The organism is Paenibacillus sp. Mc5Re-14 (genome assembly GCF_001049835.1).
Lineage (GTDB): Bacteria > Bacillota > Bacilli > Paenibacillales > Paenibacillaceae > Paenibacillus > Paenibacillus polymyxa_C.
In genome coordinates, this window is the sequence record NZ_CVPD01000001.1 from 145,228 (window position 1) to 169,683 (window position 24,456).

The window sequence follows — 24,456 nt, forward strand, 5'->3', positions numbered from 1 at the left end:
ATTAAATTCCGATAGAACAAGTTGTAATTAAGAAGATAGTCCTCATTATAGGAATTTATTAGGGTTCTGTAAAGGGAGAACTGCGTTTTTTTATGTAAAAGCTCTGCTTATCAACAACTATCCGAATTTTTGTACAAATATAAATAAAGCCACTTAATCCCTAGTAGTAGATTAAGTGGCTGTCTCTTACTCATTTGCTATACTATTTTTTTACAGCATGGATATAATGAATCGTTTCGAACGCAGACAAATAATCTGTCCTCTCATCAAAGAAAAGACTATTTATTGTATCCGGGGATAGATGTTCATAAATTAGTAAATCTGAAGATTCTAACATTTCCTCGATTTCATCATAAGCAAAGCATGATTTCATGGGTTCTCCACTTACTGAAGCCATTTTCACCATATTTTCAACTCTATTAAACACGCCTTTCTCTTTAAAAAGGTTTTCATCTGCATAATCAAAAACGATCGAACTCCCTGATGGAACCTTGGTAAACAAATGATTCATTAATGTTGAAATTTCCTCTTTAGTTAAATAATAAGAAACACCCAGAAGGCTAAAGAATGTTTTTTTGTTAACAAACCCTTCATCCAATAGATTGAAATACGAAAACGGATGGGCAAAGTCCATAGAAACCAGATGAAGATTACTTGGTATTTTTAAATTTGCATGAGCTAACCTTTTCTTCTTAGATTCCTGTGTTGCTGGATGATCTATTTCAAATATTTCTAAGCTGTTTTTCAATTCTGGATGTCGAAAACAAAAAGTATCTAACCCGGCTCCAAGTATGACATACTGCTGTAATCCTAACCTAAGTTCATTAAGTAATACTTTTTCACAATACGCGGCACGTGCTAAGGGTGTTGGAGAAAGTTGAACTTGCGTAATCCATTTTAAAATTTCATCTGGATCATCTCTGAACCTTTGCGCAATATCGTCATTGAAAAACGTTATCCCTTCAATCATATTCTTTCTAATATCTGAAAATTCTTTTTGGGAAATTAACTCTTTAACCATAAAATCATCAAAAATTTTGGGTGTGTCATGTTGACTATGATATGCTCGGCCAAAAGCTGCTACTAAGGAAGTTAAACTGGACTCATTTGGCTTCATACATTTATCCTCCTATAAAAACAAAAATAAGATTCCCCTGGCCAGGAGAATCTTATTATAATATCAACTCAAATAAATGTAAATTATAGCATAAATAAATAATTTTGTCAAGGTCCAATCTTATGACTTACCTTCGCTCCATATAGCCAAGGATACTCCCATGCATCTCATCCACAGCCGCAAGCCGTGCACTGTAGCCGAGCAATGTTTCGCCATCAAAATGTGCATGAATGAAGCCAGCGGCACGGAGCTTAAATATATGATCGTGTGTGATTCCCTTGGATAGCTGGAGATGACGGACAATCTCAATAAAGGTTCGCGGAGATTGGCTCTGGTACAAATATTTTAAAATCTTGAGCCTGCTCTTCTCCCCCAAACTTCGAATCATGCGATATTCCTGTGGTGATAAAAAATCATCTTCCTGGACATATACTCCTGCTGAATAATGACATAACAAAAGTGAGCCAAATTGATAAATAATATTCATCGGCTGAAAATGATATTGCGGTACCAGCAACACCTGCGTTAGTCCTGCGGAAGGCTCGAATCGGAATCCATTAGTTATACGATCCACCCACTCCATAGAGTCATATACGTTCTTCTCCCGCTTTCTGCGTTCAGCTTCCAGTTTCAGGCCACTGAGAATCCTTGTATCCATGTGACGAAAATACTCCTCGTTCCAGCCGGATAGCAGTTGCAAAGCAAGTTTACGGAGGTTCTCCATGTCGTCAGTCAGCGGAATCCCATAGGCTGATGCCTGTTGTTTTAATTCCGGTAAAGTCTGGCTTTCCAAGCGGTCTACGACCTCTTCAATGCCCCCCTGATCAGAAAGCATACAGACAAATCCATAAATAACCTTCCAATCTGTATTGATTTCCATGGACTCCAGTAACGCGGACAGACTTGGAGACAGCGTTCCACGCACTTGTTCCGCCCACCCGGATGATAAATCAGTTTTTTTGTAAGCCTTGCGGCAAATAAAAGTGTGTAAGCTGCTGAGCAGTTCAAACACCGGTCCGTATGCTACATGTACATCATAAGGAGCGTTCACGTCGTGACTCATCGCTTTCTGTCCTCTTTTCTTTCATATCTGATGTCAATTATACATACTATCGTACATCCGTTCATTCTTAGTGATTCATTCATGCGAAAATGAAGGCACAATACTGATGCAAAGCCAAAGCCAGATCCGTTAGAGTCAAACTGTTTATCTATAAAACAAACAAAGGGTATTCGGATTTTATGGTGGAGACAAAATCAAAACATTTGCTTTAAAAATCGGAGAATATGGTGGTATTTTTCTAAAGACTTGATTTGTAGCGATATCTTAGTACAATGGTTTTATGACTACTCAAAAAATAATAAATGACGAGCTCAGAGTCAAAATATTTAAGGCGTTAGCCGATGAAACAAGATTGGACATCATACGAGCTCTATACGCCAGCAAGAAGGAAATGAATTGTGGAGAAGTAGGACATATTCGCGATACTACGAAATCGAATACTTCGTATCACTTGCGTGCTTTAAAGGAGGCGAAATTGATCAAGGTACGAAAAGAAGCTCAAACGAAGTATATGAGCATCGATTTGGAGACATTTCAAACTTACTTACCTGGATTTCTGGATACGTTGTAGAAAGAAATTCTTTTTTTTATTCATTAGTTCAATAATATTTGAACTATAGAACTAACTAAAAAGGGTGAATAGAATGATCAAATTAACTGCTTTATTTTTCCTCATCATGTTTGTTATCGGTACGGATACGTTTTTGATTTCTCCGCTCATCCCCACTCTTCAGAGCTTGTTTCATATCCCGACTGAATATTCCGGTTGGATGGTGGGGTCTTATGCTTTAGGTTATGCCATTTTTGCACTGATTGCTGGACCGCTTTCCGATGGATGGGATCGCAAAAAAGTAATGCTTGCCGGCATGGTATGCTTCTCGGTTTCAACCATGTTATGCGGTTTTGCCACAGGTTTTTGGTCAATGTTCTTCTTCCGCTTTTTAGCCGGAGTCAGCGCAGCATTTACGGCGCCTCAAGTCTGGGCCTCGATCCCTGCTCTGTTTCCAACGTCAAAAATCGCCAAAGTATCAGGAATCGTCATGGCAGGCTTGGCTGCTTCCCAAGCGTTCGGCATCCCTATTGGAAGTCTGCTTGCCTCAACCCATTGGTATTATCCTTTTTTTACAATCGGTGCATGTGCATTATTGGTAGCAGTATTCATCTTCTATGCTTTGCCCGAAATGAAACCAAATCAAGGCCAAAAAACCAAGACTCCGGTTTTCAGTAGATACATCCCACTATTGAATAGCCGAATGGCGAGAAAGGCTTTCCTCGCTCATTTCTTATTTCAATGTGGATTCTTTGCTGCCTTTTCTTTCATTGGAAAATGGGTGACGGATCGCTTTCACCTTTCAATTGATCAAGCGGGATACGTAATGTTTTTTCTTGGTCTTGGGAATATAGTCGGGAGCTTCGGCGGTGCCTATGTGATCAAAACGTTAAACCGTTTCAATACGCTGGTTGTAGGCTTTCTTGTCTCTATCATATGTTTTATTGTTTTGCCTCTCTTGCCGTCAGTTGCGGCTTTCGAAAGTGTTTACTTTTTCATATTCGTTAACATGGGAATCTCTTTTCCCCTAATATTGGGAATGTTGAATTCATTAAATCCGACCATCCGCGGCACGATCTCCAGCTTGGCCAATTCAATCATGTACGCTGCGACAACGCTCGGTTCTTGGATCGCAGGTCTGATTTACGCGACTTTTAACGGTTTTTCCGCCGTAGGCATGTTTGCGGCTATATGCTTTGCCGGTTCGTTGTTATCTTTTATATTCAGCGGTATTTTGACCAGTCACGCAAAAACAAAAAAGGAACTTGCATCATAAATGCATAGAAGAAATTCATATGGATATTCTAAATCTTTTAAAATTCAACATCCTAAGTATCAGTGAGAATGAATTTGATTTTCTAATACAAGTGGTGACGAACTCTCCACCTTTGGCTTGCCCTCATTGTGGGTGCATAGCCAACCTCTACAAACACGATAGCAGGGAACAGATCTGCATGGACTTGCCTATTCACGGCAAGCGTGTAGGCCTTCTTATAAAGCGTCAGAGGTATCGCTGTAGAGACTGCAATCGAACCTTTTGGGAACACTTAAACCACACCATAGACGAAAAGCGAAACTGCACCAAACGATTATTGTCTTATATAGAGAAGCAAAGCCTTAAACGCACATTTGTCAGCATATCCGAGGATGTTGGATTGCATGAAAAAACGATACGTAACATCTTTCGTGATTACATTAATCGTCTTAAAGAAACGCTTCGATTTGAAACTCCTAATTGGCTTGGGATTGACGAAATACACATTATTAAGCCAAGATGCGTTTTAACCAACATTGAGGAACATACTTTGTTAGACGTTTTGCCCAATCGTAACAAGGAAACCGTTGTAGGCTACCTCTCACGCCTTCCAAATCGAGGACAAATACGATACGTCACAATGGATATGTGGCAGCCATATAAGGATGCCGTGAGGGCTATATTGCCAAAAGCTCTTATCATCGTCGATAAGTTTCACGTTGTCCGTATGGCAAACCAAGCGTTAGAAACCATTCGTAAGCAGCTCCGAGAAGGATTAGCGCCAAGAGAACGCCGCGGGCTGATGCACGACCGTTTTATCCTCCTAAAACGCCGTATAGAGCTTACAGAGATGGATAAGATTACGCTTGACCTTTGGACAAAAAATCATCCTTCTCTCGGCACTGCTTATGACTTAAAGGAATCATATTTCGATATTTGGGAATGTGATAGCAGACAGACGGCATTCCTTAAATACAACGAATGGAAAGTTAAAATACCAACTGAACTGCAATCCGCTTTTGAACCACTTACAAAGGCTATGAAGAACTGGGAACAGGAAATATTCGCCTACTTCGACCATCGCATTACAAACGCTTATACGGAATCTCTAAACAGCCTTGTTCGAGTCATTAATCGTTTAGGCAGGGGATACTCTTTTGAAGCCCTACGAGCCAAGATACTCTTTACAGAAGGACTTAAAAAGCAACGTAAGCTTATGTACCAGAGGCGGTTTGATAGCTACGATCTACGGGAGGGAAACTTCCCGATGCTTAATATGCCACCTGTTGGAGCTGTTCGTGAGCCAGAAGAAATAATCTTGCTGGGAATCGATTTTTCTACCTTGATCGAGAAATTGGAGAAGGATCAGCTATAAGCCCTTCTCCACCATAAAATCCGAATATCCTAAAAAAGGTTATCTCCCACCAAGAATCGCAGGAGACAACCTTTGAATACCTATTTTTCTATTCTACGTATCTTTTATCGGATAGGAAAACGAGAGGTGTCCTTCTTGACCTGGCTCCAGGTATAACGCAACATCCAGGTATCCCACTCTGTTATTTTAGGAGAATTTCCAGCCCACATAATCGTAGGCATAGGGAACCCGCCAGGTGGACGCTCGTGCTCTTCGTAGAAATCAGGCAAGCCAAATCCATGCCCCATCTCATGCTCTGTAATCTGTACTTCATCCGAATTCAAGGTGTTCAGGATATAATCATCAGGCATACGTTGTCCCCAGTCACCGCCGGCTCCACCCTGAAAATTAGACGTTCCCCATAAGTACATATCAAACCGCTTGTCCAGTCCACCCGGATAAGTATAGTTAGGGTCCATAAAATGTTCAAATCTCGATAGTGCATTAGGAGCAACCGGAAGTTTAGCAGGAATATTGGGGTCTGTTTTACTTAAGTCATCGGTAATCGTATCTGTGTAAACGATTTCATTAGATTGTTTATTAAGAATCTGCGACGGATTTGCAACGGCCCAACCTACTATTTTTACAGTAATATGATCATACGGCCAGCCATCATATCCTTTTAACTGCTTATTCCAGTTATTTATTTGGCGACTTAGCATGGAAGCCATATCTTTACGCTGCTGAAGAGTGATATTTTTAGAGGATTGCCAGCGAACTACATAATTGAGTGTTCCTTTGCCTGCATAAATTTGATCAAAAATCAAGTTTTTACGGTTGGTTGAGCCTTCTTTGACCACCCTATTCTTCCAAACCCATTCTACCGAAGGCTTAAATTTAGCAGGTAGTTCAGCGGCAGCCAAGCTATTACTCATTGTTTCTGTATTCGAAGTGCTTTCCAAATCTGAGGCTGCTAAACCGACATTAGCCCCGCCAACCAGTAAAGAAGCAGCCATTACCAATAAAAAAGAAGCCATGATCATTCCTTTTTTCTTCGGCATTTTTTCAACCTCCGTACCTGTTATTTTTACGAGCACATTTAAAATGACAACGTTTGTTCTCTCACCTACACCCACTCTAAATTTTGAATTAAATAACAATTTTATATTATCATTGGAATAATATACCGTCAAACAAAAAGATCCCCTCTTAATAGAGAGGGGATCAGCAAGCTGTCGAGAAAGTCTCGGCATTGTAAGATGTAGTAACAAATTGGAGGGGTTGGTGTCGCTCATGTTGCGTTAATAAAGAGGTGACACCGATGTTACTAAAATGTAATATCATTCTAAATATTGTTATTTGATTCGATGGTAGAACATCTAATTTTCTTTTACTATGTACTAAAAAGAAATTGGATGGTGTTGAGTTTGGATATTTCAGAAGTGAATATATCATTGTTTAGGTGGGTTAATGACTTAGGAAAAGAATATCCCTTTTTAAATCCCACATTTATTTTTATTGCAGAATATATGGTTTTTTTGCTTGCAATAAGTGTTCTTTTTATTTGGTTTACGAGAAATAAGGACAATAGAGTTATGATTCTTTGTGCATCAATCGCTTTCATTTGTGCCTTTGTGATAGGAAAGGTATCAGGCTTATTTCACTCGAATTTTCAACCTTTCGTTGAATTGACTGACGTTAATAAACTGATACATAAAGAAAAAGACAATTCTTTTCCAAGTGACCATACCATTTTATTCTTTTCCTATTGTTTTTCGTTCTGGCTCTTTAAGAGAGGCCGGTCCATTTTATGGGTATTGTTAGCTGTTCTAGTCGGAGTCTCCCGTATATGGGTTGGGGTTCATTATCCATTAGATGTTTTAACAGGAATATTCATAAGCCTAGCTGCTGCAACTTTTATATATTTAATAGTCCCTAGTCTAAGAGTTACTCAGAGCGTAATAAACATTTATGAAAAATATGAAAACAAACTTCTCCTTCTGTTCAAAAGAACAAGGGGAAACAAGTCAAAAAACTTCTAGATATATTCAATAAACAAGTGCTTCGTATTAAATAGGTCTACTAGTAATCATTACTGATTGACCTATTTTTATATGGGTTGTGCTTTGGGTAATCTCCCAAACCGCCGCACCCGATTCAAAGATACAACTGTATTTCAAGATATTTTTGATGAAATCGTGCTTCAATCTGTTTCTCATCGAATGGTTGGTGGACGTGTACTTCGCTATTGCCGTTTGCGGGGACTACACAACGTGATGGAACAAGCGTTGATGACCGCGCGGTGCAGAACATGAAGAAGATCGCCCTCCATCTAGATAGAAGGGGATGAAAGGGTTAAATACCTTTTCCACCCCAGTCATATACCACTATAAACGAAAGAGAAACCTAGCTTTTCGAAAAAACGTAGGTTTCTCTAACAATCTGGAGCCGAGTAATCGGCTTCAGGCTGTCGAGAAAGTCTCGACAGCTATTTTCTTGTGAATTTAATTTAACACGACACCGCGTTAATGTTATATAACATTAGTAAATAAACCGTTCGGAAGGGTGTTAAATATGTTGCGTTCGAATCGAGAAAAACAGCAGGCTTACGAATTGGTTTCAATTGAAGAGTTGGTCCCTCAAGATCATCTGCTCCGTAAAGTGGACAAGTATATCGATTTTTCTTTCATCGACGAAAAGGTTCGTCCGCTTTACTGTGCTGATAATGGGCGGCCTGCTATCGACCCTGTCGTGTTATTTAAGATGATTTTCCTCGGTTATTTTTATGGCATCCGTTCCAAACGCCAACTTGAACGTGAAATTCAAACCAACCTCGCTTACCGCTGGTTTTTGGGGTTAGGTCTAACCGACAAAGTGCCGGACCATTCTACGATTAGCTGGAATCGTCGCACTCGCTTTAAAGACACCGAGATTTTTCAGGAGATCTTCGATGAGATTGTGCTTCAAGCTATCCAGCACCGTATGGTGGGCAGACGTGTCTTAGTTACCGATTCAACCCACGTCAAAGCGAATGCGAACAAGCATAGATACACAAAGGAGCAGGTTTTACAAAACACCCGTGATTATGTGAGTGAACTTAATGCTGCCGTAGAGGCTGACCGGAATGCACATGGAAAAAAGCGCTAAAGCCTAGAGAGGACGTGATCGAGGAAAAGGAAGTCAAAGTGAGCACGACAGATCCCGACAGCGGTTATATGATTCGTGATGGGAAACCGGAAGGATTCTTCTACTTAGACCACCGTACCGTGGACCTGAAATACAATATGATTACGGATGTACATGTCACCGCTGGAAATGTCCACGATTCTGTACCGTAATTGTCCCGTTTGGATCGTCAACAACAACGATTTGGTTTTAAAGTAGAAGCCGTTGCTCTAGACTCGGGGTACTTGACTTCACCCATCTGCAAAGGGCTGCAAAGCCGAAACATTTTTGCCGTTATTGCTCACCGAAGGTTTCACCCGACCCAAGGCTTATTCCCAAAATGGAAGTTCACGTATGATGCACAGCGCAATCTTTATGTCTGCCCGGCGAAGCACGAATTACCGTACAAGACGACTAATCGCGAGGGATACCGGCAGTACGCTTCTGATCCACAGCATTGCAAGAACTGTCCGTTATTAAACGAATGCACACGGTCTCGCAACCACCGAAAGTTGGTAACCCGCCATGTCTGGGAGGACAGCAAAGAGTGGGTACGAGACAACCGGTTGAGTCGATCCGAGAAATATCTCTACCGAAAACGAAAAGAAACGATTGAGCGAAGCTTCGCGGTTGCCAAAGAGCTCCATGGGTTTCGCTATTGTCGTTTGCGCGGACTGCAAAACATCAGGGAACAGGCCCTGATGACAGCAGCCGTGCAGAACATGAAGAAGATGGCTATCCACCTGGATCGCCTGGAAAAACGGGGGTAGCCCCTCATTTTTTCGTACTTAGTTACTTGGGAAAAACAGAGAAACCCTGATCCTTAAAAAAGGACAGGGTTTCTCGACAATCTGAAGAGCCCCTCTTAATAGAGAGGGGATCAGCTCCATAGAGTAGGATCGGGTTCCTACTCTATGGATTTCAATGCCAATTCAGCCAGTGAAGCCAGCAGCTTCGCTGTTCCCGGCAGTGCGCGTTCGTCCAAATCAAAGGAAGGATGATGCCATTCCTGGCTTCCCGCAGTGCCGACAAAGACAAACACACCGGGGATGTTCTTCTGATAAAGCCCAAAGTCCTCGCTTGCCGAGGAAGGTATGGAGCGAACGACCTCCAGACCGACTGCTTCGGCCGCCTGCTCCGCGATCACAGCCAACTTACTGTCGTTCAGCACAGGTGGCGGACCCTCGATCCAGCGGATGTTCGCTTTCGTACCAAAAGCATCAGCTACGCCCTTGACGACCTGCTCGAAGCGTTCAGCCACCTGAGCTCGAACATTCTCATCAAAGGTGCGGATTGTTCCATCCAAATGAGCGCAGTCTGGAATGATGTTCCAGGCATTGCCGCTGTGCAGCTTCGTGACACTGATGACCGCGCTATCGAGCGGATTAACGCTCCGACTCACAATGGATTGCAGCGCCGTGATGATATGTGACGATACCACAATGGGGTCAATTCCTGCATGCGGAACTGCCGCATGTGTGCTCAGGCCCTCCACCTCAATGTAAAATCCGTCTGCCGCTGCCATTAGCGGACCTTCTTTGATGCCGACCGTGCCTACGGGCAAATCTGGCTTGTTATGCAGGCCGAAAATGGCCTGTACCCCTGTCAGCGCACCGCTTTCCAGCACTTGGGCAGCGCCTTTGGCTTTCTCTTCGGCTGGCTGGAACACCAGTCGAACCGTCCCCTTCAGCTTCTGCTCCCGCTGCTTCAGCAATACGGCTGCACCTAACAGGGAAGCCGTATGAAAATCATGCCCACAGGCATGCATTTTGCCGGGATGCACCGAAGCATAAGGCAATCCCGTCTCCTCCTGAATGGGCAGTGCATCAATATCTGCACGAAGCGCGACAGTTGGACCGTCCTGCTGTCCACCGATTTCCGCTACCAATCCGGTACGCAGCGGCACATCCAGAATAGTTATATTCTGTTCTTCGAGCAGGCGGCGAATATAGGCGGTAGTTTCAACCTCCTCGTTAGACAGCTCGGGATAACGGTGCAGATGACGGCGAATCTCTACCAACTTCTGCTCCAAAACCTGCTCCTTCGTCCCGGTTGATCCACTCATCCCTACTCCTCCTTGGTGAATCCATATTGGTTACAACTTTCTTATGTCAATAGTATCTAGGACTGCACAGGCAACCCAGCAAAAGCTTCATGCAACAACTCGAATGAGCGCACACGCTTGTCGATATCCCGTATGCCTGTCGTTACAATCAGCTCATCTGCTTGATACTTCGCTTGAATTTCCGTCAGCACAGCATAGATTTCATCTTTATTTCCTTTGTTAATTTGTGCTTGTGTAACTTCAATTGTATATTCTTCACCCGATTGCTTACCGAATTCCTCTGCACTTTCCAGCGCACCCACCGTAGCCGTTTTGCCACTGGCCAGGTGAATCTTGTACAGCTTCTGCTCACCTGCCAACTCCGCTGCTTCTTCGGAAGTGTTTGCCACAATAACCGATAGCGCAAAAAGTGCCTTCGGCTCACGTCCATAACTGTAATCGAAAGACTCCCGATACGTACGGAATGAATCCAGTGCAACCTGCTCACTACTATTAATAAATTGCGAAAAAACATAGGGTAACCCCAAACGTGCAGCAATTCCAGCACTGTCTGTACTTGTACCCAAAACATAAATCTCTGCTGGTATTTCCGGAATCGGATTCGCCTGTAATCCGGCCAGCGGTCCTTCTTCAGGCAGGATATTATGAATATAGCGACTTACTTCATCAATTTTCTCTTCGAGAGAAGGTGCATCATGCACGTTGCGTTGTAACGCCTGTGTGGATTTCGGCAACCCGCCTGGCGCACGTCCGATGCCCAAATCTACACGACCCGGTGCAAGAGAGGCTAGCACATTAAAGTTTTCAGCCACTTTATATGGGCTGTAATGCTGAAGCATCACCCCACCAGACCCGATTGTAATACGCTCGGTGCGTGCCAACAGATGGGAAATGAGTACCTCTGGCGATGAGCCTGCAACCTGCTCGGAATCATGATGCTCTGATACCCAAAAGCGCGTGAATCCCAATTCTTCTACACGCTGCGCCAGCTTAATCGTGTTACGAAGGGCCTGTGCCGCCGTTTCACCCTCGTGTATAGGGCTTTGATCCAATACTCCGATTTTAATGCTCATGTCTCCCTCTCCCGTCTAAATTGAATAGTTATATTCTGGTGTAATTCGTTTCAGGAATTGTTGGGTACGCTCCTCTTTGGGGTGGTTAAAAATGGCGTCTGGTGTGCCTTCCTCGATAATATGACCGCCATCCATAAATACCACATGGTTAGAAACATCGCGCGCAAAACCCATTTCATGTGTCACGACAATCATGGTTATGCCTTCCTTCGCAATCTTACGGATCACCGACAGCACCTCACCCACCAGTTCAGGGTCCAGCGCCGAAGTCGGCTCGTCGAATAAAATCACCTCTGGGTTCAGCGCCAAAGCACGCGCTATGCCGACACGCTGCTGCTGCCCACCGGATAGCTGGCTTGGATAATGATTCAGTTTTTCGCCAAGGCCAACCTTTTCCAGCACTTCAACACTGATTTTTTTCGCTTCCTCCTGCTTAAACTTGCGGACAACGACAAGTCCCTCCATGACATTTTCCAGCGCGGTTTTATGCTTGAACAAATTATATTGCTGGAAGACCATAGCCGTCTTTTTACGCAAGGCCACAACATCCTTCTTCGCAGGTCGCTTGCAATTCACGGTAAAATCTCCAATGCTGACTTCTCCGTCATTCGGCTTTTCCAGATAATTAATGCAGCGTAGCAAGGTTGTTTTTCCTGAACCGCTTGGTCCTAAAATAACGACGACCTCGCCTTTGTTCACGGTCAAATCAATGCCTTTGAGCACTTCATGTTTGCCGAACGACTTTGTAATATTTTGCAGACGGATCATGATGCTCGACCTCCATTAAATACATTGATTTTTTTCTCCACCAAGCCGGATATTCGCTCAATCAATACCGTCAATCCCCAAAATAGCAGGGCTGCCGCAATATACACCTCTAAATATTTCCAGTTTGTGGATGCCAGAATTTCAGCCTGAGCCTGTATTTCTGTGACCGAAACGGTGAAGGCCAAGGTAGAACCATGCAGCATCCCAATAACAGAATTCGTCAGGTTCGGCAAACTCACCACGAATGCCTGCGGAAATACAATGCGTCTTAATACTTGCCATGTCGTCATACCAACCGCATAAGCCGCCTCAATCTGCCCCTTGTTGACCGACTGGATTCCAGAACGGACGACCTCAGACATATAGGCGCCACTGGTAATGGAGAACGAAATGAGTGCAAATACCATATAAGGAACGTCTTTGGATTGCAGTGACCATCCGAAATGCTTCGTTCCTGCATCAATCAACAAAGGCAAACTGAAATAAATAAGCAGCAGATGCATCAGCATCGGTGTACCTCGGATAAAAGTAACGTAACCGTGAGAGATCTGGGACAGCACAGGAACGTTATAAATTCGTGCCAACGCCGTTATAATCCCGATGACCAACCCTGCCAGCACGGAAACCACTGTAATGATTAAAGTGTTGGGCAACGCGGAGAACAATCCTAAAAAGGCGGTGTATACAAATCCAAAGTCCAGACTCATATGCCTTTACCTCCTTTACTCAGACGAGGACTTCTCAGGTAACGCACCACAAAACCTTTTCGTTTGGCGGGCTCTTTCTGTACTGAATCTCTATGCTCATGCCGGAGAAGTGTATTTTCCAGCACCTTGAATAATTTTTGTACAATTAGACTGATCACTAGATAGATAAGGGACAACGCGATATACGTTTCCACAAAATGCTGGGTAGCCGAACCCAATGTTTGCGATTTTCCTGTCATCTCCATCGCACCGATCGTAAACGCCAGCGAAGTATCCTTCAGATTGCCAATGACCAGATTGGAAAATACCGGAACCACTACAGCCAACGCTTGCGGCAAGATGATACGTGTAAAAGTTTGATAGCCTGACATGCCGACTGACTGTGCAGCCTCGATTTGTCCCCGATCTACAGCACCTACGCCAGACCTGATAATTTCGGAAATAAAGGCTCCACTATTGAGCGCGTAGGTCGCTACGGCAAACCACAACACATCCCATCTGGAGGAATTGATATCCACCAGCTTTAGTAGCTCTGGCAGGCCGTAATACACCAGAAACAATTGAATTAGAATCGGGGTCCCACGGAAAAAGGAAACATACACCTGAGAAACACGTTTGAGAAATGGAATGTTATACATGCGAGGCAGCGCAACCAACAGACCAATGATCAGTCCCAACACAAGCGAGCTTGCCACAATAAACAAGGTGATGTGCAAATAGGACAGCATTTTCGGGATAAAGCTAAAAACATAATCAATATTGAACTCTCTGCTCATATGCCTGCCTCCTTTCTATACATCAGCGGTCAGAATACATAAAGTACCCTGACCGCTGAAATGTCCAAGTCTATCCTTACTTCTTACTGCTGGTACTCTCTTTTTTCACATCCTCCAGGGACTTCGTGAAATCCTCTCCAAGCCATTTAATGCTCAGCTTCGACAGCGTACCGTCGTCCTTCACTTCCTGAATGGCTTTGTCCAGGTCATCCGCCAATCCTTGCTCATTTTTGTTCAGTACATACAGTACATCTGATTGAGTCAAAGGATCACCAACGGTTTTCAGAGCTACTTCTCCTTTTTCATCGGTGTTAAAACGGTTCGCAAAGTCTGTCGTAACGGTAGCATCTATACGGCCGCTCGTAATTTGTTGCACCGTATCATTGGCTGCACCACTCGTATACACGATATTCAGAACATCTCCGTGGGTTTTGTTATATTCTTTCAGCACATACGCCGCATTACTGGTTGGACTGGTAAGTACCTTTTTCCCTTTCAAATCATCAATGGAATGAATGCTATTATTATCCTTCGCTACAGCTACTCTGTTTAGAAAAATGCTATACGGATTTTTGTTGAACAGATACTTGGCTTCGCGTTCCGGGTTTTTTTCCATTTGATGCGATACCAGATCAATCTTGCCGGCATCGAGACTGAGCAGCAAATTTCCAAAATCCATCGTTTTGAATTCAAACTCGTATTGAGGTAGGCGCTTGTCCAGCTCCTTAATCAGCTCCACATCAAAGCCTGTTAAATTTCCGTTTTCGTCAATAAAGCATACATTTTTAAATTGAGTGCCTGTGCCTACAATAATTTTCTTCACGTCTCCGCTTGAACCTGACGCACTAGACGTGTCATCTGAGGAGCCGCAGCCTGCCAACACCAGAATGATTGCCATAACAGACAATATTGCAAACCACTTTTTCATATGAATCCCCCTCATCTCTTTGCATATCAGCAGTTTGCGACATACATGGTAGCTATAACATTTAATAATTAACAATTCCTATAAACTTAATTGGTTTTAAGATGTGATTAATTTATCACCTGTAATCCAATACGTCAATCCACCAACCTATAGGACTTTTCTATAACAAAACAGCCTCCCTGAAGCCTTCTGTCAGTGCATCTGCAAAATCGGAGGACACTGCGCAGTCTTCTTTGGTTGCGATTATGCTAATCTGCATAGATACCCCAGCCACCTCCGGAACATGAATACGGAACAGCTTCTGATCCTTGACTTCACGGTTCACACAGACATCCGGCAAAAAGGCAATGCCCGCTTCTTGCAATACCAGCTTTTTGGCCGTGACCACATTGTCTACCTGAAAAGCAATATCCGGTGGCTGCTCCAGTGATTCAAAAGATCGATGAATCCTCATCCAATCTAATGAGCCGCATTCAAAAAAAAACCAGGGTTTCACGCTGGATATCCTGTATGCTGGCCTTTCCTGTCTTCGTAAACGGGTGGCCTTCATATACATACAGGGAAATCGGATCTTCATAAAAGGCAAGCGTACGAATAGCCGGATGCATCACTTTACGGACAAAACTAATGTCTACCTCACGGTTCAACAGCTTATGTAGCAGTTGATCCGTCGTAGCGGTCACAATTTTGTAGTTAACCTCCGGATAGCGAGCACGAAGCTGCTTTAGTATTTCAGGAATGATATAGTTCGACACCGATATCGTGCAGCCAATTCGAATTTGCTGAGGGGCTTTCTTGCGCTGTTGAAGCTTTTGCTTCCCTTTTTGCAGCACTTGCAGCATCTGCTCCGCATAAGGAAGGAACTTTCGTCCATCCTCCGTCAGAATCGTTTGTTTGCTTTGGCGGTCGAATAACTTGCACTCAAGCTCGCGTTCCAGCGTCTGAATCCGGGCTGTGACAGAGGGCTGTGATAAGAACAACGCTTCTGCCGCCTTGTTAAAGCTTCCATAATGATTCACGTATACAAAGGCTTCAATATTCTCGATATTCATACGCAAGTCCCCCAGTAAGTTTTATATACATTTATCCAATGAGTTAACTTGGTTTTTTGTATCATAAAACTCACTGAACGACCTGTCAATGGAAATATTGAAAATATCTATAACTTCAATAGCTCATTTAGTTCTTTAACAGAACGTTCCAATCGTACAATCAACTCTTCGGACAACCCATATGCTCCACCTGGCAGGCGCTCGACCCACTGATCCACTGCATACACCCCACCAAGAATATGTCTTCCCCCCAATGCGCTCAGAACCGGCTTTAGGGCATAGTCAATAACCAGCAGATGGGCCAGTGTACCGCCGATAAATAAAGGCAAGACAGGTTTCCCTCTCAGTCCCTCCTGCGGAACCAGATCCAGAAATATTTTCAATAGCCCTGAATAGGCCGCTTTATATACTGGCGAAGCCACAATGACGGCATCCGCTGCTGCAATCAACGCAAGCGCTGCTGTGACGTCGGGACTATTAAAGTTAGCTTTGATCAAATCCTCAGCTGGCAGGTCGACCACATTCAGTAATGTAACCTCCGCTCCAGCCTCTCGTAACTGCTCAGTTGTATAGTGAATCAAACCGTATAAACGGGATTGTGTAGACGGACTGCCCGATAGGATGACAACCTTGGACATCTCATTTCTCCTTCTGTTATGCGTCAACTTTCACTTTGGATCTGGCTGCTGTATAACGATTCTCAGGAATAGGCACGCCCAGGTTTTCACGCAGTGTGTTAAATTCATAATCCTGACGATAAATGCCACGCTCCTGCAAAATAGGCACAACTAGATTTACGAAATCATGCAGGCCCGTTGGCACATCGGAACCGATAATGAATCCGTCTGCCCCTTTTCTTTCAAACCACTCTTGCACTCGATCTGCCACCTGCTCAGCAGTTCCGATAAAAGAGGTTCTCGGCGTAGCTGCACGTAACGCAACCTCACGCAGCGTCAAATTCTGTTCCTTGGCTGTTCGTTTGATTTTATCTGTACCGCTGCGGAATGAATTACTGCCAATACCATCAAGCTCAGGGAATGGCTCATCCAGCGGATATTGTGAGAAATCATGATGATCGAAGAAACGCCCCAAATATTTTAACGCAGCCTCAATCGTTACTAAATTGGTAATCTCCTCATACTTACGTTCCGCTTCCTCTGGCGTGCTGCCAATAATCGGCGAAATGCCCGGCAAAATGACAATATCCTCTTCCGCTCTGCCATAGCGTACTGCACGTTCCTTCACATCACGGTAAAACTGCTGTGCTTCCTCCAATGTTTCATGTCCTGTAAATACGGCATCCGCTTCCTTGGCAGCCAGGTTTTTGCCATCTTCTGAGGAACCTGCCTGGAAAATAACCGGCTGTCCCTGCTTGGATCGTCCAATGTTTAGCGGACCCTGCACAGAGAAAAACTCACCTTTGTGGTTCAGTGTATGCAGCTTGTCGGGATCAAAGAATACGCCGGCTTCCTTATCACGAACGAACGCATCCTCTTCCCACGAGTCCCACAATCCTTTGGTAACCTGCAAATATTCATCGGCAATTTTATAGCGCTGTGGATGCGATGGATGCTCACCTTTGTTAAAGTTAAGAGCAGAACCTTCCAGCGGGGAAGTCACCACATTCCAGCCTGCACGACCTCCGCTAATATGATCAATGGAAGAAAACTGGCGTGCTACCGTGAACGGTTCGCTATAGGAAGTCGACAATGTGCCAACTAATCCGATATGCTTCGTCACCCCAGCCAAAGCAGACAAAATCGTAATTGGCTCAAAACGGTTCAGAAAGTGAGGAATGGATTTTTCGTTAATAAACAGACCGTCTGCGATAAATACGAGATCAAACTTCCCTTCCTCTGCCTTTTGTGCCTGCGTTTTATAAAATTCAAAATTAACACTTGCATCCGCAGGTACATCAGGGTGACGCCAAGTCGTCATGCTTCCCCCAACACCGTGAATAATCGCACCCAATTTAATTTGTCTATTCTTAGCCATGACTCTTCCACCTCTCTTGAATATAATTGTTATACCGCTTGATTATAACTTTCCAGCACTTTACCCAGCTCTTCCAGATCCGGGTTAAGAAGTGCTTCATATTTGTTATCTCCACCTATCTCTACGACAGGAACATAACGAATACCATATTTGGTCTCCAACACATCACGCAGTGCATCATTTCCGTCCACCTGGATATTTTCATACGGCTGATTTTGGGATTCCAGGTACGATTTGATCTCTCCACAAAAATGACAGCCGGTTTTGCTCCACACTACAACTTTAGGTTTGGACGACATATACATACCTCCGTGAGTTTAATGTTTATAATCCCGATGAATTAAATAAGAATTATATCTATAATGTATCCTGCTCCCTCTTTTCCGTCAATCGCTTGTGTAATAGACAATGGTAATTGAACGATAGAAAATTTTAATTTTATATTGTATTTAATCGGTTTGGTGACAGCCTGTATATTTAAATTTAGATAAATTGGAGTTTAAATGGGACTTGGCGCGGACATCCTTGGAATAGTAGCGCCCTTGTGGCGAAATGAAATGAGGTTGAACAAATGCAGGAATGGACCATTGTAGCTTTACGTACGTTATTAGCCATCGTTATTCTTTTTGTGATTACCAAGATTCTCGGAAAACGTCAGGTATCACAGCTTTCCTTGTTCGAATATATAACCGGAATCACCATCGGTAACTTGGCTGCTTCTATACCTTTGGAACGCGAATCCTCCTGGTACTTGGGTACCGTATCGTTAGCCGTATGGGTACTGACAACACTTTGCATTGAATTTTTGCAAATTAAAAGCAAGAAAGTCAGGGATTTATCAGATGGAAAGACGACAGTTCTAATCAAAGACGGCAAAATTTTAGAGGATAATCTGAGAAAGGAACGACTTACCCTAGATGAATTGATGGAGCAGCTACGAAGTAAGAATGTGTTCAAAGTAGCTGATGTAGAATTTGCTCTTATGGAAACTAGTGGCGAAGTCAATGTGCTGTTAACCAAAGACAAGCAGCCTGTGACGCTTAAGGATCTGAATATGCTGCAATTACCGGAGAAGGAACCCACAGCTGTCATTATGGACGGACAACTCATGGAACAACAAATGGCATATATGGGGATTACTCAGCAATGGCTGGATGCCAAGCTAAAGGAAAAGAGTTTGACGGTCAAAGATGTGTTTTTTGCCCAGGTGGACACCCAAGGAGAACTATATATTGACCAATATAGTGATAATGTACAACAGTCCAAGGTACAAGACTCTAATCAAGCTGTACTGACTCTTTTGGAACAATGCACTACAGAACTGCAAAAGCTAGCATCTGGTTCCAGTGAGCAGCAAAGAAAACAGCTATACGAGCAATGCTCACAAAGTTTGAAAGAAGCTATTCAAGAGATGAAACCGATAAATACATCTAATTCCTGAAACATACGAATGGCCCGTAAGAATAAACTCCAGAAACACCCCTGCTTTCTATCAAATTTGCTGAAACAAACATAGCGACGTAAAGGCTCTGATGTTCGAAGAAAATAAAGTTGTAGACTGGAGTTGCTGATTTTACGCGATTGTCCACTTCAAAGGTCGTCATCTTTTGAGAAATATGTTTTAGACTGACCGACAAATGCAACAGCGGCAGATAAGGACGCGAAAATAAAATCCTAGACTGGCCGCTGTTGTGGTCAACATTCAACTTTCGTGTCCCGTTAGTCTAATAACTCTGCAGTTTGTAAGAAAGCGTCCAGCCGCTCCTTTTGAAGAAGATGATGACGGTAATGCATCTCCACCATCGTGAACCATTCGACCGCGTTTAACGCGCCGAAGGCTACGGCCGGATGAGTCGCCTTTCGCTGCAGCCGCTCTGGGTCTATGTTCTGTAGCGACGCCCCAATCTCATGCATGCGGCGCCTTGCTTCCTCCAGCTTGGCGACAAGCTGCTCCTTGCTCTCTGGCTGAGGAGGCGTATGTTGCAAGTCGGCAGGTACCTGAATGCGAACCGGTGGGAAGCTCCCTTGCTCAAACACGGCATGACCGGCCTCCGTCTTCCCGCCGCCCTCCTCGCTGCCGCCACCGAGCGCCATGCACTGCTCCGCAAGACGGAGCTGCAAGTTCAGCGTGGAATGGGGCAGATGCAGGTACATTTGCCCAAGCGACCATTCGTTCTCGCTTGGCTTGCGACACAGTTCCGCCAGACTATACTTGTCCAGCTCCCGAACATAATGCTTCGAAATCTCGTCGAACCTTACCAAAATATCCTTAATCCCTATGTTCTTGTTCATCAAGATCATCTCCTCGAATACTGAATTACTCTCATCATATGAGAGGGCTCAAGAATAAAGCATATTTGTAGCTTATATCTTTTATACTTTATTTTCCAGTCTAAAACTATATTTTCTAATTGCACCGGCCGCCGTCGCCAGTGCGCCAGTCTATAACTTTATTGATCTCAGTCTAGTTCTTTATTGTTTAGTCTAAAACATTATTATTCGCTAACATCTGACTCTTTCCTAAACGTCATACACTTAGCCAATGGATTTGGAAAATGAAAAATCAAGAAGACGTTTCCAGATGTACCAGAAACGTCTTCTTGATTTTTTTACAGATTAATATGACCCAACAAGGTAAGGAGTCCCATATTTCTTCTTAAATCATTCTCCCAAATGAACTCGTAAGCTGTTGTTTAGTAGTACCAGCCATGCTGTAGGTAATTGTACCGAGCGCTTGTAGTCTAAGCCCACCATTGTATAAATCATGATGAACTTCTTTCGCCTGTGTCGAACCTATATCAACGCTTGCATAACCAGTGTCAGCAATAGCCCGGTTAATCACCACTATTTCCGCTCCTTTCATGGTTGCTGTTCCCCTTTACTGTTTCCTCTTGCAGAGGCAGCAATACTGTAAACGCCGTTCCTTCCCCCACCTTGCTGGACACAGAAATAGAGCCGCTATGCATCTCCGTTATTTTATGGGCGATGGAAAGTCCCAAGCCGCTACCTCCTGCGGTTCGGGTTCGTGACTTGTCTGCTTTATAAAATCGTTCGAAAATGCGCTGTTGATCCTGTTCATTGATACCCGGTCCTGTATCAGTAATGCAGACAACTGCCTGATTACCATTACTTGAAAGAGAAACAGATATGCTTCCACCTTGTGGGGTGAATTTAATAGCATTGTGAAGGAGATTCACCCACACCTGGCCCATTAGATCCTCGTCCGCGTTGACCTGAACGTTATGGGTGTCCACAATCATGTCAATTTGTTTAGCCTCCCATTGCGGTTCGCAGGCGAGGATAAGCGAGATCAGTTGCTTGTTCAGCCGATAAGAGGACGGATGAAACGGATGCCGCTCCGAATCCAGCACCGCCAGCTTCATCAGATTATCGCTTAGCTTGGATAGACGAATACACTCTGTCTCAATAATCGTCAAATATCGGTCCCGCTGCTCCCGATCCAGATTATCGTCCTTGAGCGCCTTAGCAAAACCAATGATTGAGGTCAGGGGCGAGCCAATTTCATGGGATACGTTTGAAATAAACGCCTCCCGCAGTTCTTCCATGACCTTCAGATTTGCCGCCATATCATTAATGCTGTCCACCAGCTGTACATAAGGATGTGTCCTATCATGGTTTCCGTTTCTCGTGCCAAAGTTCCATCCCAAATTTATGTGAAAATCCCCTTCTGAAATTCGCTTTAAAGCATCGATCATTTCGGTAAAAAAATGCTGTTCTCTAGGCTGGATAAAGCGCCTCACAGTCATACTAATTATACCGAAAAAGAAAAAGCCAAGTGTCGCATTAATAAGATAGACGAACAATTCATGCGGAGTCCATGACAAGCGTGAATAGATCACCGCCGTAATAAAATACGCAGCAGTCCAGCTAAGATACAGCACCAATAACACGAGCATGAATCTTGCAAGGATACGAAGGAACCCCGGTTCCCGCTTCATTGCCTTATCTCCAGCCGATACCCCAATCCCCGGATCGTACGGATCGCAAAGGATTGGGTTGTCTCCGGAAATCGTTCCCGAAGGCGCTTGATATGCACATCAACCGTTCTTTCGTCTCCCTCGTAATCATAACCCCAGATCTGTTCGATCAAATGGTCGCGTGTAAAGGTTTTGCCAGGATAGCTGGCCAGCTTGAAGAGCAGTTCAAATTCCTTGCGTGGCAGGGTAATTCCCTGCTCTCCAGCCTGACACTCAAATGTATCGCTGCGCAGGACAAGATCTCCGACAGTCACCGATTTTGAAGCCATGATCCGATAGCGTTTTAGTAAAGCCTTTACGCGTGCAACAAGCACCATAGGATCGAAGGGCTTAACAAGATAATCGTCCGTTCCAAGCGCGAAGCCTTTTACAATCTGTGACGTCTCGCCTTTGGCAGTAAGCATCAGCAGCGGCAGGTCGGTCTGCTCGCGCAGCTTACGGCACAGCTCCCAGCCATCCATCCCTGGCATCATGATATCGAGGACAAGCAAATCGACCTTAGTTTCATCAAACAAGCGCATAGCGTCCAAACCATCCACCGCCTCGACGACTTCCAGACCTTCCAGTCTCAGAAAGTGTCCGACGAGTTCACGAATATGCGGGTCATCATCAACCACTAATACACGTGTCATTTTAACCCCCTAACTACAGACTAACTCTGCCTTGAATCTCTCATCCTCGTCAAGAGTTCCCCTTCCTATGCTTTACGCATATAAGCACGAACTGTAAGCGGGGCGAAGATCGCCACAATAACTGCCGCCCCAAGCAAAGAGATCGCCAGTTCTCCGCCAATCATCCCCGTATTCGCAAGCTCTCTAACCGCGTTCACAAGATGTGAAATCGGGTTGACGTTCACAAACCACTGTAGCCAGCCAGGCATAGTATCTACAGGCACAAATGCGTTGGAAATAAAGGTAAGTGGAAACAGAACAATCATGGAGATACCCTGTACACTTGAGGCCGTGCGGGCAATCACGCCAAAGAAGGCGAATATCCAGCTGACCGCCCAGGAACACACGATGACCAGAAGTGCAGCGATCGCAACACTCAGCAGTCCTCCCTCTGGTTGATACCCCAAAATATACCCCATGGCAAAGGTAAGTACAGTCGCAATAGTATAACGAAGACTGTCGGCCAGCAGAGCTCCAGCCAAAGGGGCAATACGTGCGATCGGAAGTGACTTGAACCTGTCGAACACTCCCTTGTCCATATCCTCCCGCAGTTGCACACCGGTAACGACGGAGGTCGAGATGACTGTTTGGACGAGGATGCCTGGAATGATGACCGGTAGATAATGCTGCACGTCTCCTGAGATAGCCCCGCCAAAGATATAGGTAAACATAAGAGTAAAAATAATCGGCTGGAGCGTGACATCAAACAACTGCTCAGGAGTATGCCTGATCTTCAGAATGCCCCGGTAGGCCATCGTCATGGAGTTGGCGAACGCCTGTTTGAAACTCACAGACTTTTTCAAGGTGCGATGAGAAGCTGTCATAGCAGTAGCGTTTTTCATGCTCTCACCCCCTCTACGGCAGGTGCTTCATGGGCCGTCTGCTGCTCATTTACTTGTACGCCTTGGCCAGTGATGGACAGAAACACCTGGTCAAGCGTTGGCTTTTGCACACTCATCTCTGCCAGGTGAATTTCTCCGGCACGGAGAGCAATCAGCAGGTCCGTCACCCGATCGGCATTAGCCATCGGAGAAATAATTTTTCCAGCCTCCACCGACACGCTGGACTTGACTGAAAGCACTTGTTCAACGATTCGAGCAGCCCTTCCGATATCCTGTTGATTTTGCACTCTGAGTTGCAGAGTTGACGACCCCACTGCCGCTTTCAGTTCATCTACCGTCCCCTCGGCGACTACCCGACCATGATCGATCACCGCAATTCGATCAGCAAGCTGATCCGCCTCATCGAGATACTGGGTCGTGAGCAATACGGTGGAACCCGTCTTCACCAGACGCCGGATCGTGTCCCACATCTGAACACGCGTGCGCGGGTCCAGTCCGATAGTCGGCTCATCCAGAAAGATTAGTGGCGGCTTGGCAATAAGACTTGCGGCCAAATCCAGTCGGCGGCGCATGCCTCCGGAGAAATGCTTTAACGGTCGCTTGGCTGCTTCAGACAATCCAAATTCCTCTAGCAGCTCCGCTGCCTTATGACGTGCCTCAGCACGTTCCAGTCCGAGCAGCCTGGAGAAAATAATCAGATTCTCGGTAGCACTAAGCGACTCATCGACCGATGCGTACTGACCCGTTACGCCAATTAATTGACGAACAACCTGCGGTTCCTTTACTGCATCGTGTCCAAAAATACGCGCCGATCCCCCATCAGGTCGCAATAACGTTGACAGCATTCGGATGGTCGTCGTCTTACCTGCCCCATTGGGACCAAGCACTCCGTAGATCGTGCCGGCACGCACATTTAGATCGACACCATGTACCGCATACTTATCACCAAAAGTTTTAACTAGTCCTCTTGCTTCAATGGCCAGGGTTTCTTTTTTGTCTGTATAATCCACTTTCATTTCCTCCCTACAACGATTTCTATAGAGAGAATAATCCACTTTTATGAACTGAATATGAACA

At 44.6% G+C, this 24,456-nt stretch carries 24 protein-coding genes and 2 pseudogenes; 7 read left to right on the top strand and 19 right to left on the bottom strand.

What is annotated here, in order from left to right; translation table 11 throughout:
- Positions 1-202: 202 nt before the first annotated feature.
- Together BN1546_RS00455 and BN1546_RS00460 are read right to left on the bottom strand one after the other, a co-directional pair.
- On the bottom strand, positions 203-1,117 hold the full coding sequence (locus BN1546_RS00455) for a class I SAM-dependent methyltransferase (RefSeq protein ID WP_090735276.1): 915 nt from the start codon (positions 1,115-1,117) through the stop codon (positions 203-205).
- Positions 1,118-1,244: 127 nt separating this feature from the next.
- The gene (locus BN1546_RS00460) at positions 1,245-2,180 is read right to left on the bottom strand and encodes an ArsR family transcriptional regulator (RefSeq protein ID WP_090735279.1); all 936 of its coding nucleotides are present in this window, start codon (positions 2,178-2,180) and stop codon (positions 1,245-1,247) included.
- A gap of 280 nt (positions 2,181-2,460) precedes the next feature.
- Between BN1546_RS00460 and BN1546_RS00465 the strand changes: the two genes are divergently transcribed.
- The 3 genes from BN1546_RS00465 (at position 2,461) to BN1546_RS00475 (ending at position 5,360) form a co-directional block, all read left to right on the top strand.
- Positions 2,461-2,751 carry an ArsR/SmtB family transcription factor gene (locus BN1546_RS00465; RefSeq protein ID WP_058710457.1) on the top strand — a complete coding sequence of 97 codons (291 nt, stop codon included), beginning with the start codon at positions 2,461-2,463 and terminating at the stop codon, positions 2,749-2,751.
- 73 nt (positions 2,752-2,824) lie between these two features.
- A complete protein-coding gene (locus tag BN1546_RS00470; protein ID WP_090735282.1) occupies positions 2,825-4,006 on the top strand; it encodes an MFS transporter in 1,182 nt (393 codons plus the stop codon).
- 19 nt (positions 4,007-4,025) lie between these two features.
- Complete coding sequence (locus BN1546_RS00475) at positions 4,026-5,360, top strand: ISL3 family transposase (protein ID WP_090735285.1); 1,335 nt, start codon at positions 4,026-4,028, stop codon at positions 5,358-5,360.
- A gap of 104 nt (positions 5,361-5,464) precedes the next feature.
- Here the strand turns inward: BN1546_RS00475 and BN1546_RS00480 are convergent, their stop codons facing one another.
- Positions 5,465-6,400 carry a dockerin gene (locus BN1546_RS00480; RefSeq protein ID WP_090739114.1) on the bottom strand — a complete coding sequence of 312 codons (936 nt, stop codon included), beginning with the start codon at positions 6,398-6,400 and terminating at the stop codon, positions 5,465-5,467.
- A 354-nt stretch (positions 6,401-6,754) separates the two neighbouring features.
- On the opposite strand from BN1546_RS00480, the gene BN1546_RS00485 reads away from it, so the two are divergent.
- The 3 genes and pseudogenes from BN1546_RS00485 to BN1546_RS00490 all read left to right on the top strand — a co-directional run bounded on the left by BN1546_RS00485 (position 6,755) and on the right by BN1546_RS00490 (position 9,274).
- Positions 6,755-7,381 carry an undecaprenyl-diphosphatase gene (locus BN1546_RS00485; protein ID WP_090735287.1) on the top strand — a complete coding sequence of 209 codons (627 nt, stop codon included), beginning with the start codon at positions 6,755-6,757 and terminating at the stop codon, positions 7,379-7,381.
- Positions 7,382-7,465: 84 nt separating this feature from the next.
- Complete coding sequence (locus tag BN1546_RS26990) at positions 7,466-7,654, top strand: hypothetical protein (RefSeq protein ID WP_141651577.1); 189 nt, start codon at positions 7,466-7,468, stop codon at positions 7,652-7,654.
- Positions 7,655-7,913: 259 nt separating this feature from the next.
- Positions 7,914-9,274, top strand: a pseudogene (locus tag BN1546_RS00490) (IS1182 family transposase).
- 137 nt (positions 9,275-9,411) lie between these two features.
- On the opposite strand, the gene BN1546_RS00495 reads toward BN1546_RS00490, so the two are convergent.
- From BN1546_RS00495 to BN1546_RS00540, 10 genes and pseudogenes are all read right to left on the bottom strand, one after another.
- A complete protein-coding gene (locus BN1546_RS00495) occupies positions 9,412-10,569 on the bottom strand; it encodes an amidohydrolase (protein ID WP_090735290.1) in 1,158 nt (385 codons plus the stop codon).
- A gap of 56 nt (positions 10,570-10,625) precedes the next feature.
- Positions 10,626-11,642, bottom strand: coding sequence for an LLM class flavin-dependent oxidoreductase (locus tag BN1546_RS00500; RefSeq protein ID WP_090735293.1), 1,017 nt, complete (start codon positions 11,640-11,642; stop codon positions 10,626-10,628).
- A 15-nt stretch (positions 11,643-11,657) separates the two neighbouring features.
- Positions 11,658-12,410: an amino acid ABC transporter ATP-binding protein gene (locus tag BN1546_RS00505; protein WP_090735295.1), complete on the bottom strand. Its 753-nt coding sequence runs from the start codon at positions 12,408-12,410 to the stop codon at positions 11,658-11,660.
- Complete coding sequence (locus tag BN1546_RS00510; protein WP_040101475.1) at positions 12,407-13,117, bottom strand: amino acid ABC transporter permease; 711 nt, start codon at positions 13,115-13,117, stop codon at positions 12,407-12,409. The genes BN1546_RS00505 and BN1546_RS00510 overlap by 4 nt, the downstream gene beginning before the upstream one ends.
- Positions 13,114-13,893: an amino acid ABC transporter permease gene (locus BN1546_RS00515; RefSeq protein WP_019687081.1), complete on the bottom strand. Its 780-nt coding sequence runs from the start codon at positions 13,891-13,893 to the stop codon at positions 13,114-13,116. The genes BN1546_RS00510 and BN1546_RS00515 overlap by 4 nt, the downstream gene beginning before the upstream one ends.
- Before the next feature lie 76 nt (positions 13,894-13,969).
- Complete coding sequence (locus BN1546_RS00520) at positions 13,970-14,821, bottom strand: transporter substrate-binding domain-containing protein (protein ID WP_090735298.1); 852 nt, start codon at positions 14,819-14,821, stop codon at positions 13,970-13,972.
- A 160-nt stretch (positions 14,822-14,981) separates the two neighbouring features.
- Positions 14,982-15,873, bottom strand: a pseudogene (locus tag BN1546_RS00525) (LysR family transcriptional regulator).
- A 107-nt stretch (positions 15,874-15,980) separates the two neighbouring features.
- Positions 15,981-16,511 (bottom strand): NADPH-dependent FMN reductase, encoded by a 531-nt coding sequence (ssuE, locus tag BN1546_RS00530; protein ID WP_013370897.1) that lies wholly within the window; start codon positions 16,509-16,511, stop codon positions 15,981-15,983.
- 16 nt (positions 16,512-16,527) lie between these two features.
- Complete coding sequence (locus BN1546_RS00535; RefSeq protein WP_090735301.1) at positions 16,528-17,868, bottom strand: LLM class flavin-dependent oxidoreductase; 1,341 nt, start codon at positions 17,866-17,868, stop codon at positions 16,528-16,530.
- A 29-nt stretch (positions 17,869-17,897) separates the two neighbouring features.
- Positions 17,898-18,167: a glutaredoxin family protein gene (locus BN1546_RS00540; RefSeq protein ID WP_013370895.1), complete on the bottom strand. Its 270-nt coding sequence runs from the start codon at positions 18,165-18,167 to the stop codon at positions 17,898-17,900.
- Positions 18,168-18,439: 272 nt separating this feature from the next.
- Here BN1546_RS00540 and BN1546_RS00545 point away from each other — a divergent pair, with 272 nt between their 5' ends.
- Entirely contained in the window at positions 18,440-19,309 is an 870-nt protein-coding gene (locus tag BN1546_RS00545; RefSeq protein WP_025679071.1) for a DUF421 domain-containing protein, read from the top strand.
- 278 nt (positions 19,310-19,587) lie between these two features.
- Here BN1546_RS00545 and BN1546_RS00550 read toward each other — a convergent pair whose 3' ends face one another.
- The 6 genes from BN1546_RS00550 to BN1546_RS00575 all read right to left on the bottom strand — a co-directional run bounded on the left by BN1546_RS00550 (position 19,588) and on the right by BN1546_RS00575 (position 24,395).
- A complete protein-coding gene (locus tag BN1546_RS00550) occupies positions 19,588-20,160 on the bottom strand; it encodes a DinB family protein (RefSeq protein WP_013370893.1) in 573 nt (190 codons plus the stop codon).
- A gap of 364 nt (positions 20,161-20,524) precedes the next feature.
- Positions 20,525-20,731 carry a hypothetical protein gene (locus BN1546_RS00555; RefSeq protein WP_090735303.1) on the bottom strand — a complete coding sequence of 69 codons (207 nt, stop codon included), beginning with the start codon at positions 20,729-20,731 and terminating at the stop codon, positions 20,525-20,527.
- Positions 20,703-21,827 carry a sensor histidine kinase gene (locus BN1546_RS00560; RefSeq protein ID WP_090735306.1) on the bottom strand — a complete coding sequence of 375 codons (1,125 nt, stop codon included), beginning with the start codon at positions 21,825-21,827 and terminating at the stop codon, positions 20,703-20,705. The genes BN1546_RS00555 and BN1546_RS00560 overlap by 29 nt, the downstream gene beginning before the upstream one ends.
- Positions 21,824-22,498 carry a response regulator transcription factor gene (locus BN1546_RS00565; RefSeq protein WP_090735309.1) on the bottom strand — a complete coding sequence of 225 codons (675 nt, stop codon included), beginning with the start codon at positions 22,496-22,498 and terminating at the stop codon, positions 21,824-21,826. The genes BN1546_RS00560 and BN1546_RS00565 overlap by 4 nt, the downstream gene beginning before the upstream one ends.
- Before the next feature lie 65 nt (positions 22,499-22,563).
- The gene (locus BN1546_RS00570; RefSeq protein ID WP_085978641.1) at positions 22,564-23,361 is read right to left on the bottom strand and encodes an ABC transporter permease; all 798 of its coding nucleotides are present in this window, start codon (positions 23,359-23,361) and stop codon (positions 22,564-22,566) included.
- A 14-nt stretch (positions 23,362-23,375) separates the two neighbouring features.
- Positions 23,376-24,395, bottom strand: a complete 1,020-nt coding sequence (locus tag BN1546_RS00575; protein WP_090735311.1) for an ATP-binding cassette domain-containing protein — start codon at positions 24,393-24,395, stop codon at positions 23,376-23,378.
- Positions 24,396-24,456 lie beyond the last annotated feature (61 nt).

Bases quoted from the DNA above. Each gene is read 5' to 3' on its own strand.
- BN1546_RS00475 (WP_090735285.1), top strand. From the start codon at position 4,026: ATGGATATTCTAAATCTTTTAAAATTCAACATCCTAAGTATCAGTGAG.
- BN1546_RS00460 (WP_090735279.1), bottom strand. From the start codon at position 2,180: ATGAGTCACGACGTGAACGCTCCTTATGATGTACATGTAGCATACGGA.
- BN1546_RS00550 (WP_013370893.1), bottom strand. From the start codon at position 20,160: ATGAACAAGAACATAGGGATTAAGGATATTTTGGTAAGGTTCGACGAG.
- BN1546_RS00555 (WP_090735303.1), bottom strand. From the start codon at position 20,731: ATGAAAGGAGCGGAAATAGTGGTGATTAACCGGGCTATTGCTGACACT.
- BN1546_RS00565 (WP_090735309.1), bottom strand. From the start codon at position 22,498: ATGACACGTGTATTAGTGGTTGATGATGACCCGCATATTCGTGAACTC.
- BN1546_RS00535 (WP_090735301.1), bottom strand. From the start codon at position 17,868: ATGGCTAAGAATAGACAAATTAAATTGGGTGCGATTATTCACGGTGTT.
- BN1546_RS00510 (WP_040101475.1), bottom strand. From the start codon at position 13,117: ATGAGTCTGGACTTTGGATTTGTATACACCGCCTTTTTAGGATTGTTC.
- BN1546_RS00455 (WP_090735276.1), bottom strand. From the start codon at position 1,117: ATGAAGCCAAATGAGTCCAGTTTAACTTCCTTAGTAGCAGCTTTTGGC.
- BN1546_RS00520 (WP_090735298.1), bottom strand. From the start codon at position 14,821: ATGAAAAAGTGGTTTGCAATATTGTCTGTTATGGCAATCATTCTGGTG.
- BN1546_RS00480 (WP_090739114.1), bottom strand. From the start codon at position 6,400: ATGCCGAAGAAAAAAGGAATGATCATGGCTTCTTTTTTATTGGTAATG.
- BN1546_RS00500 (WP_090735293.1), bottom strand. From the start codon at position 11,642: ATGAGCATTAAAATCGGAGTATTGGATCAAAGCCCTATACACGAGGGT.
- BN1546_RS00470 (WP_090735282.1), top strand. From the start codon at position 2,825: ATGATCAAATTAACTGCTTTATTTTTCCTCATCATGTTTGTTATCGGT.
- BN1546_RS00495 (WP_090735290.1), bottom strand. From the start codon at position 10,569: ATGAGTGGATCAACCGGGACGAAGGAGCAGGTTTTGGAGCAGAAGTTG.
- BN1546_RS00515 (WP_019687081.1), bottom strand. From the start codon at position 13,893: ATGAGCAGAGAGTTCAATATTGATTATGTTTTTAGCTTTATCCCGAAA.
- BN1546_RS00540 (WP_013370895.1), bottom strand. From the start codon at position 18,167: ATGTCGTCCAAACCTAAAGTTGTAGTGTGGAGCAAAACCGGCTGTCAT.
- BN1546_RS00485 (WP_090735287.1), top strand. From the start codon at position 6,755: ATGGTGTTGAGTTTGGATATTTCAGAAGTGAATATATCATTGTTTAGG.
- BN1546_RS00570 (WP_085978641.1), bottom strand. From the start codon at position 23,361: ATGACAGCTTCTCATCGCACCTTGAAAAAGTCTGTGAGTTTCAAACAG.
- BN1546_RS00545 (WP_025679071.1), top strand. From the start codon at position 18,440: ATGCAGGAATGGACCATTGTAGCTTTACGTACGTTATTAGCCATCGTT.
- BN1546_RS00505 (WP_090735295.1), bottom strand. From the start codon at position 12,410: ATGATCCGTCTGCAAAATATTACAAAGTCGTTCGGCAAACATGAAGTG.
- ssuE (WP_013370897.1), bottom strand. From the start codon at position 16,511: ATGTCCAAGGTTGTCATCCTATCGGGCAGTCCGTCTACACAATCCCGT.
- BN1546_RS00575 (WP_090735311.1), bottom strand. From the start codon at position 24,395: ATGAAAGTGGATTATACAGACAAAAAAGAAACCCTGGCCATTGAAGCA.
- BN1546_RS00465 (WP_058710457.1), top strand. From the start codon at position 2,461: ATGACTACTCAAAAAATAATAAATGACGAGCTCAGAGTCAAAATATTT.
- BN1546_RS00560 (WP_090735306.1), bottom strand. From the start codon at position 21,827: ATGAAGCGGGAACCGGGGTTCCTTCGTATCCTTGCAAGATTCATGCTC.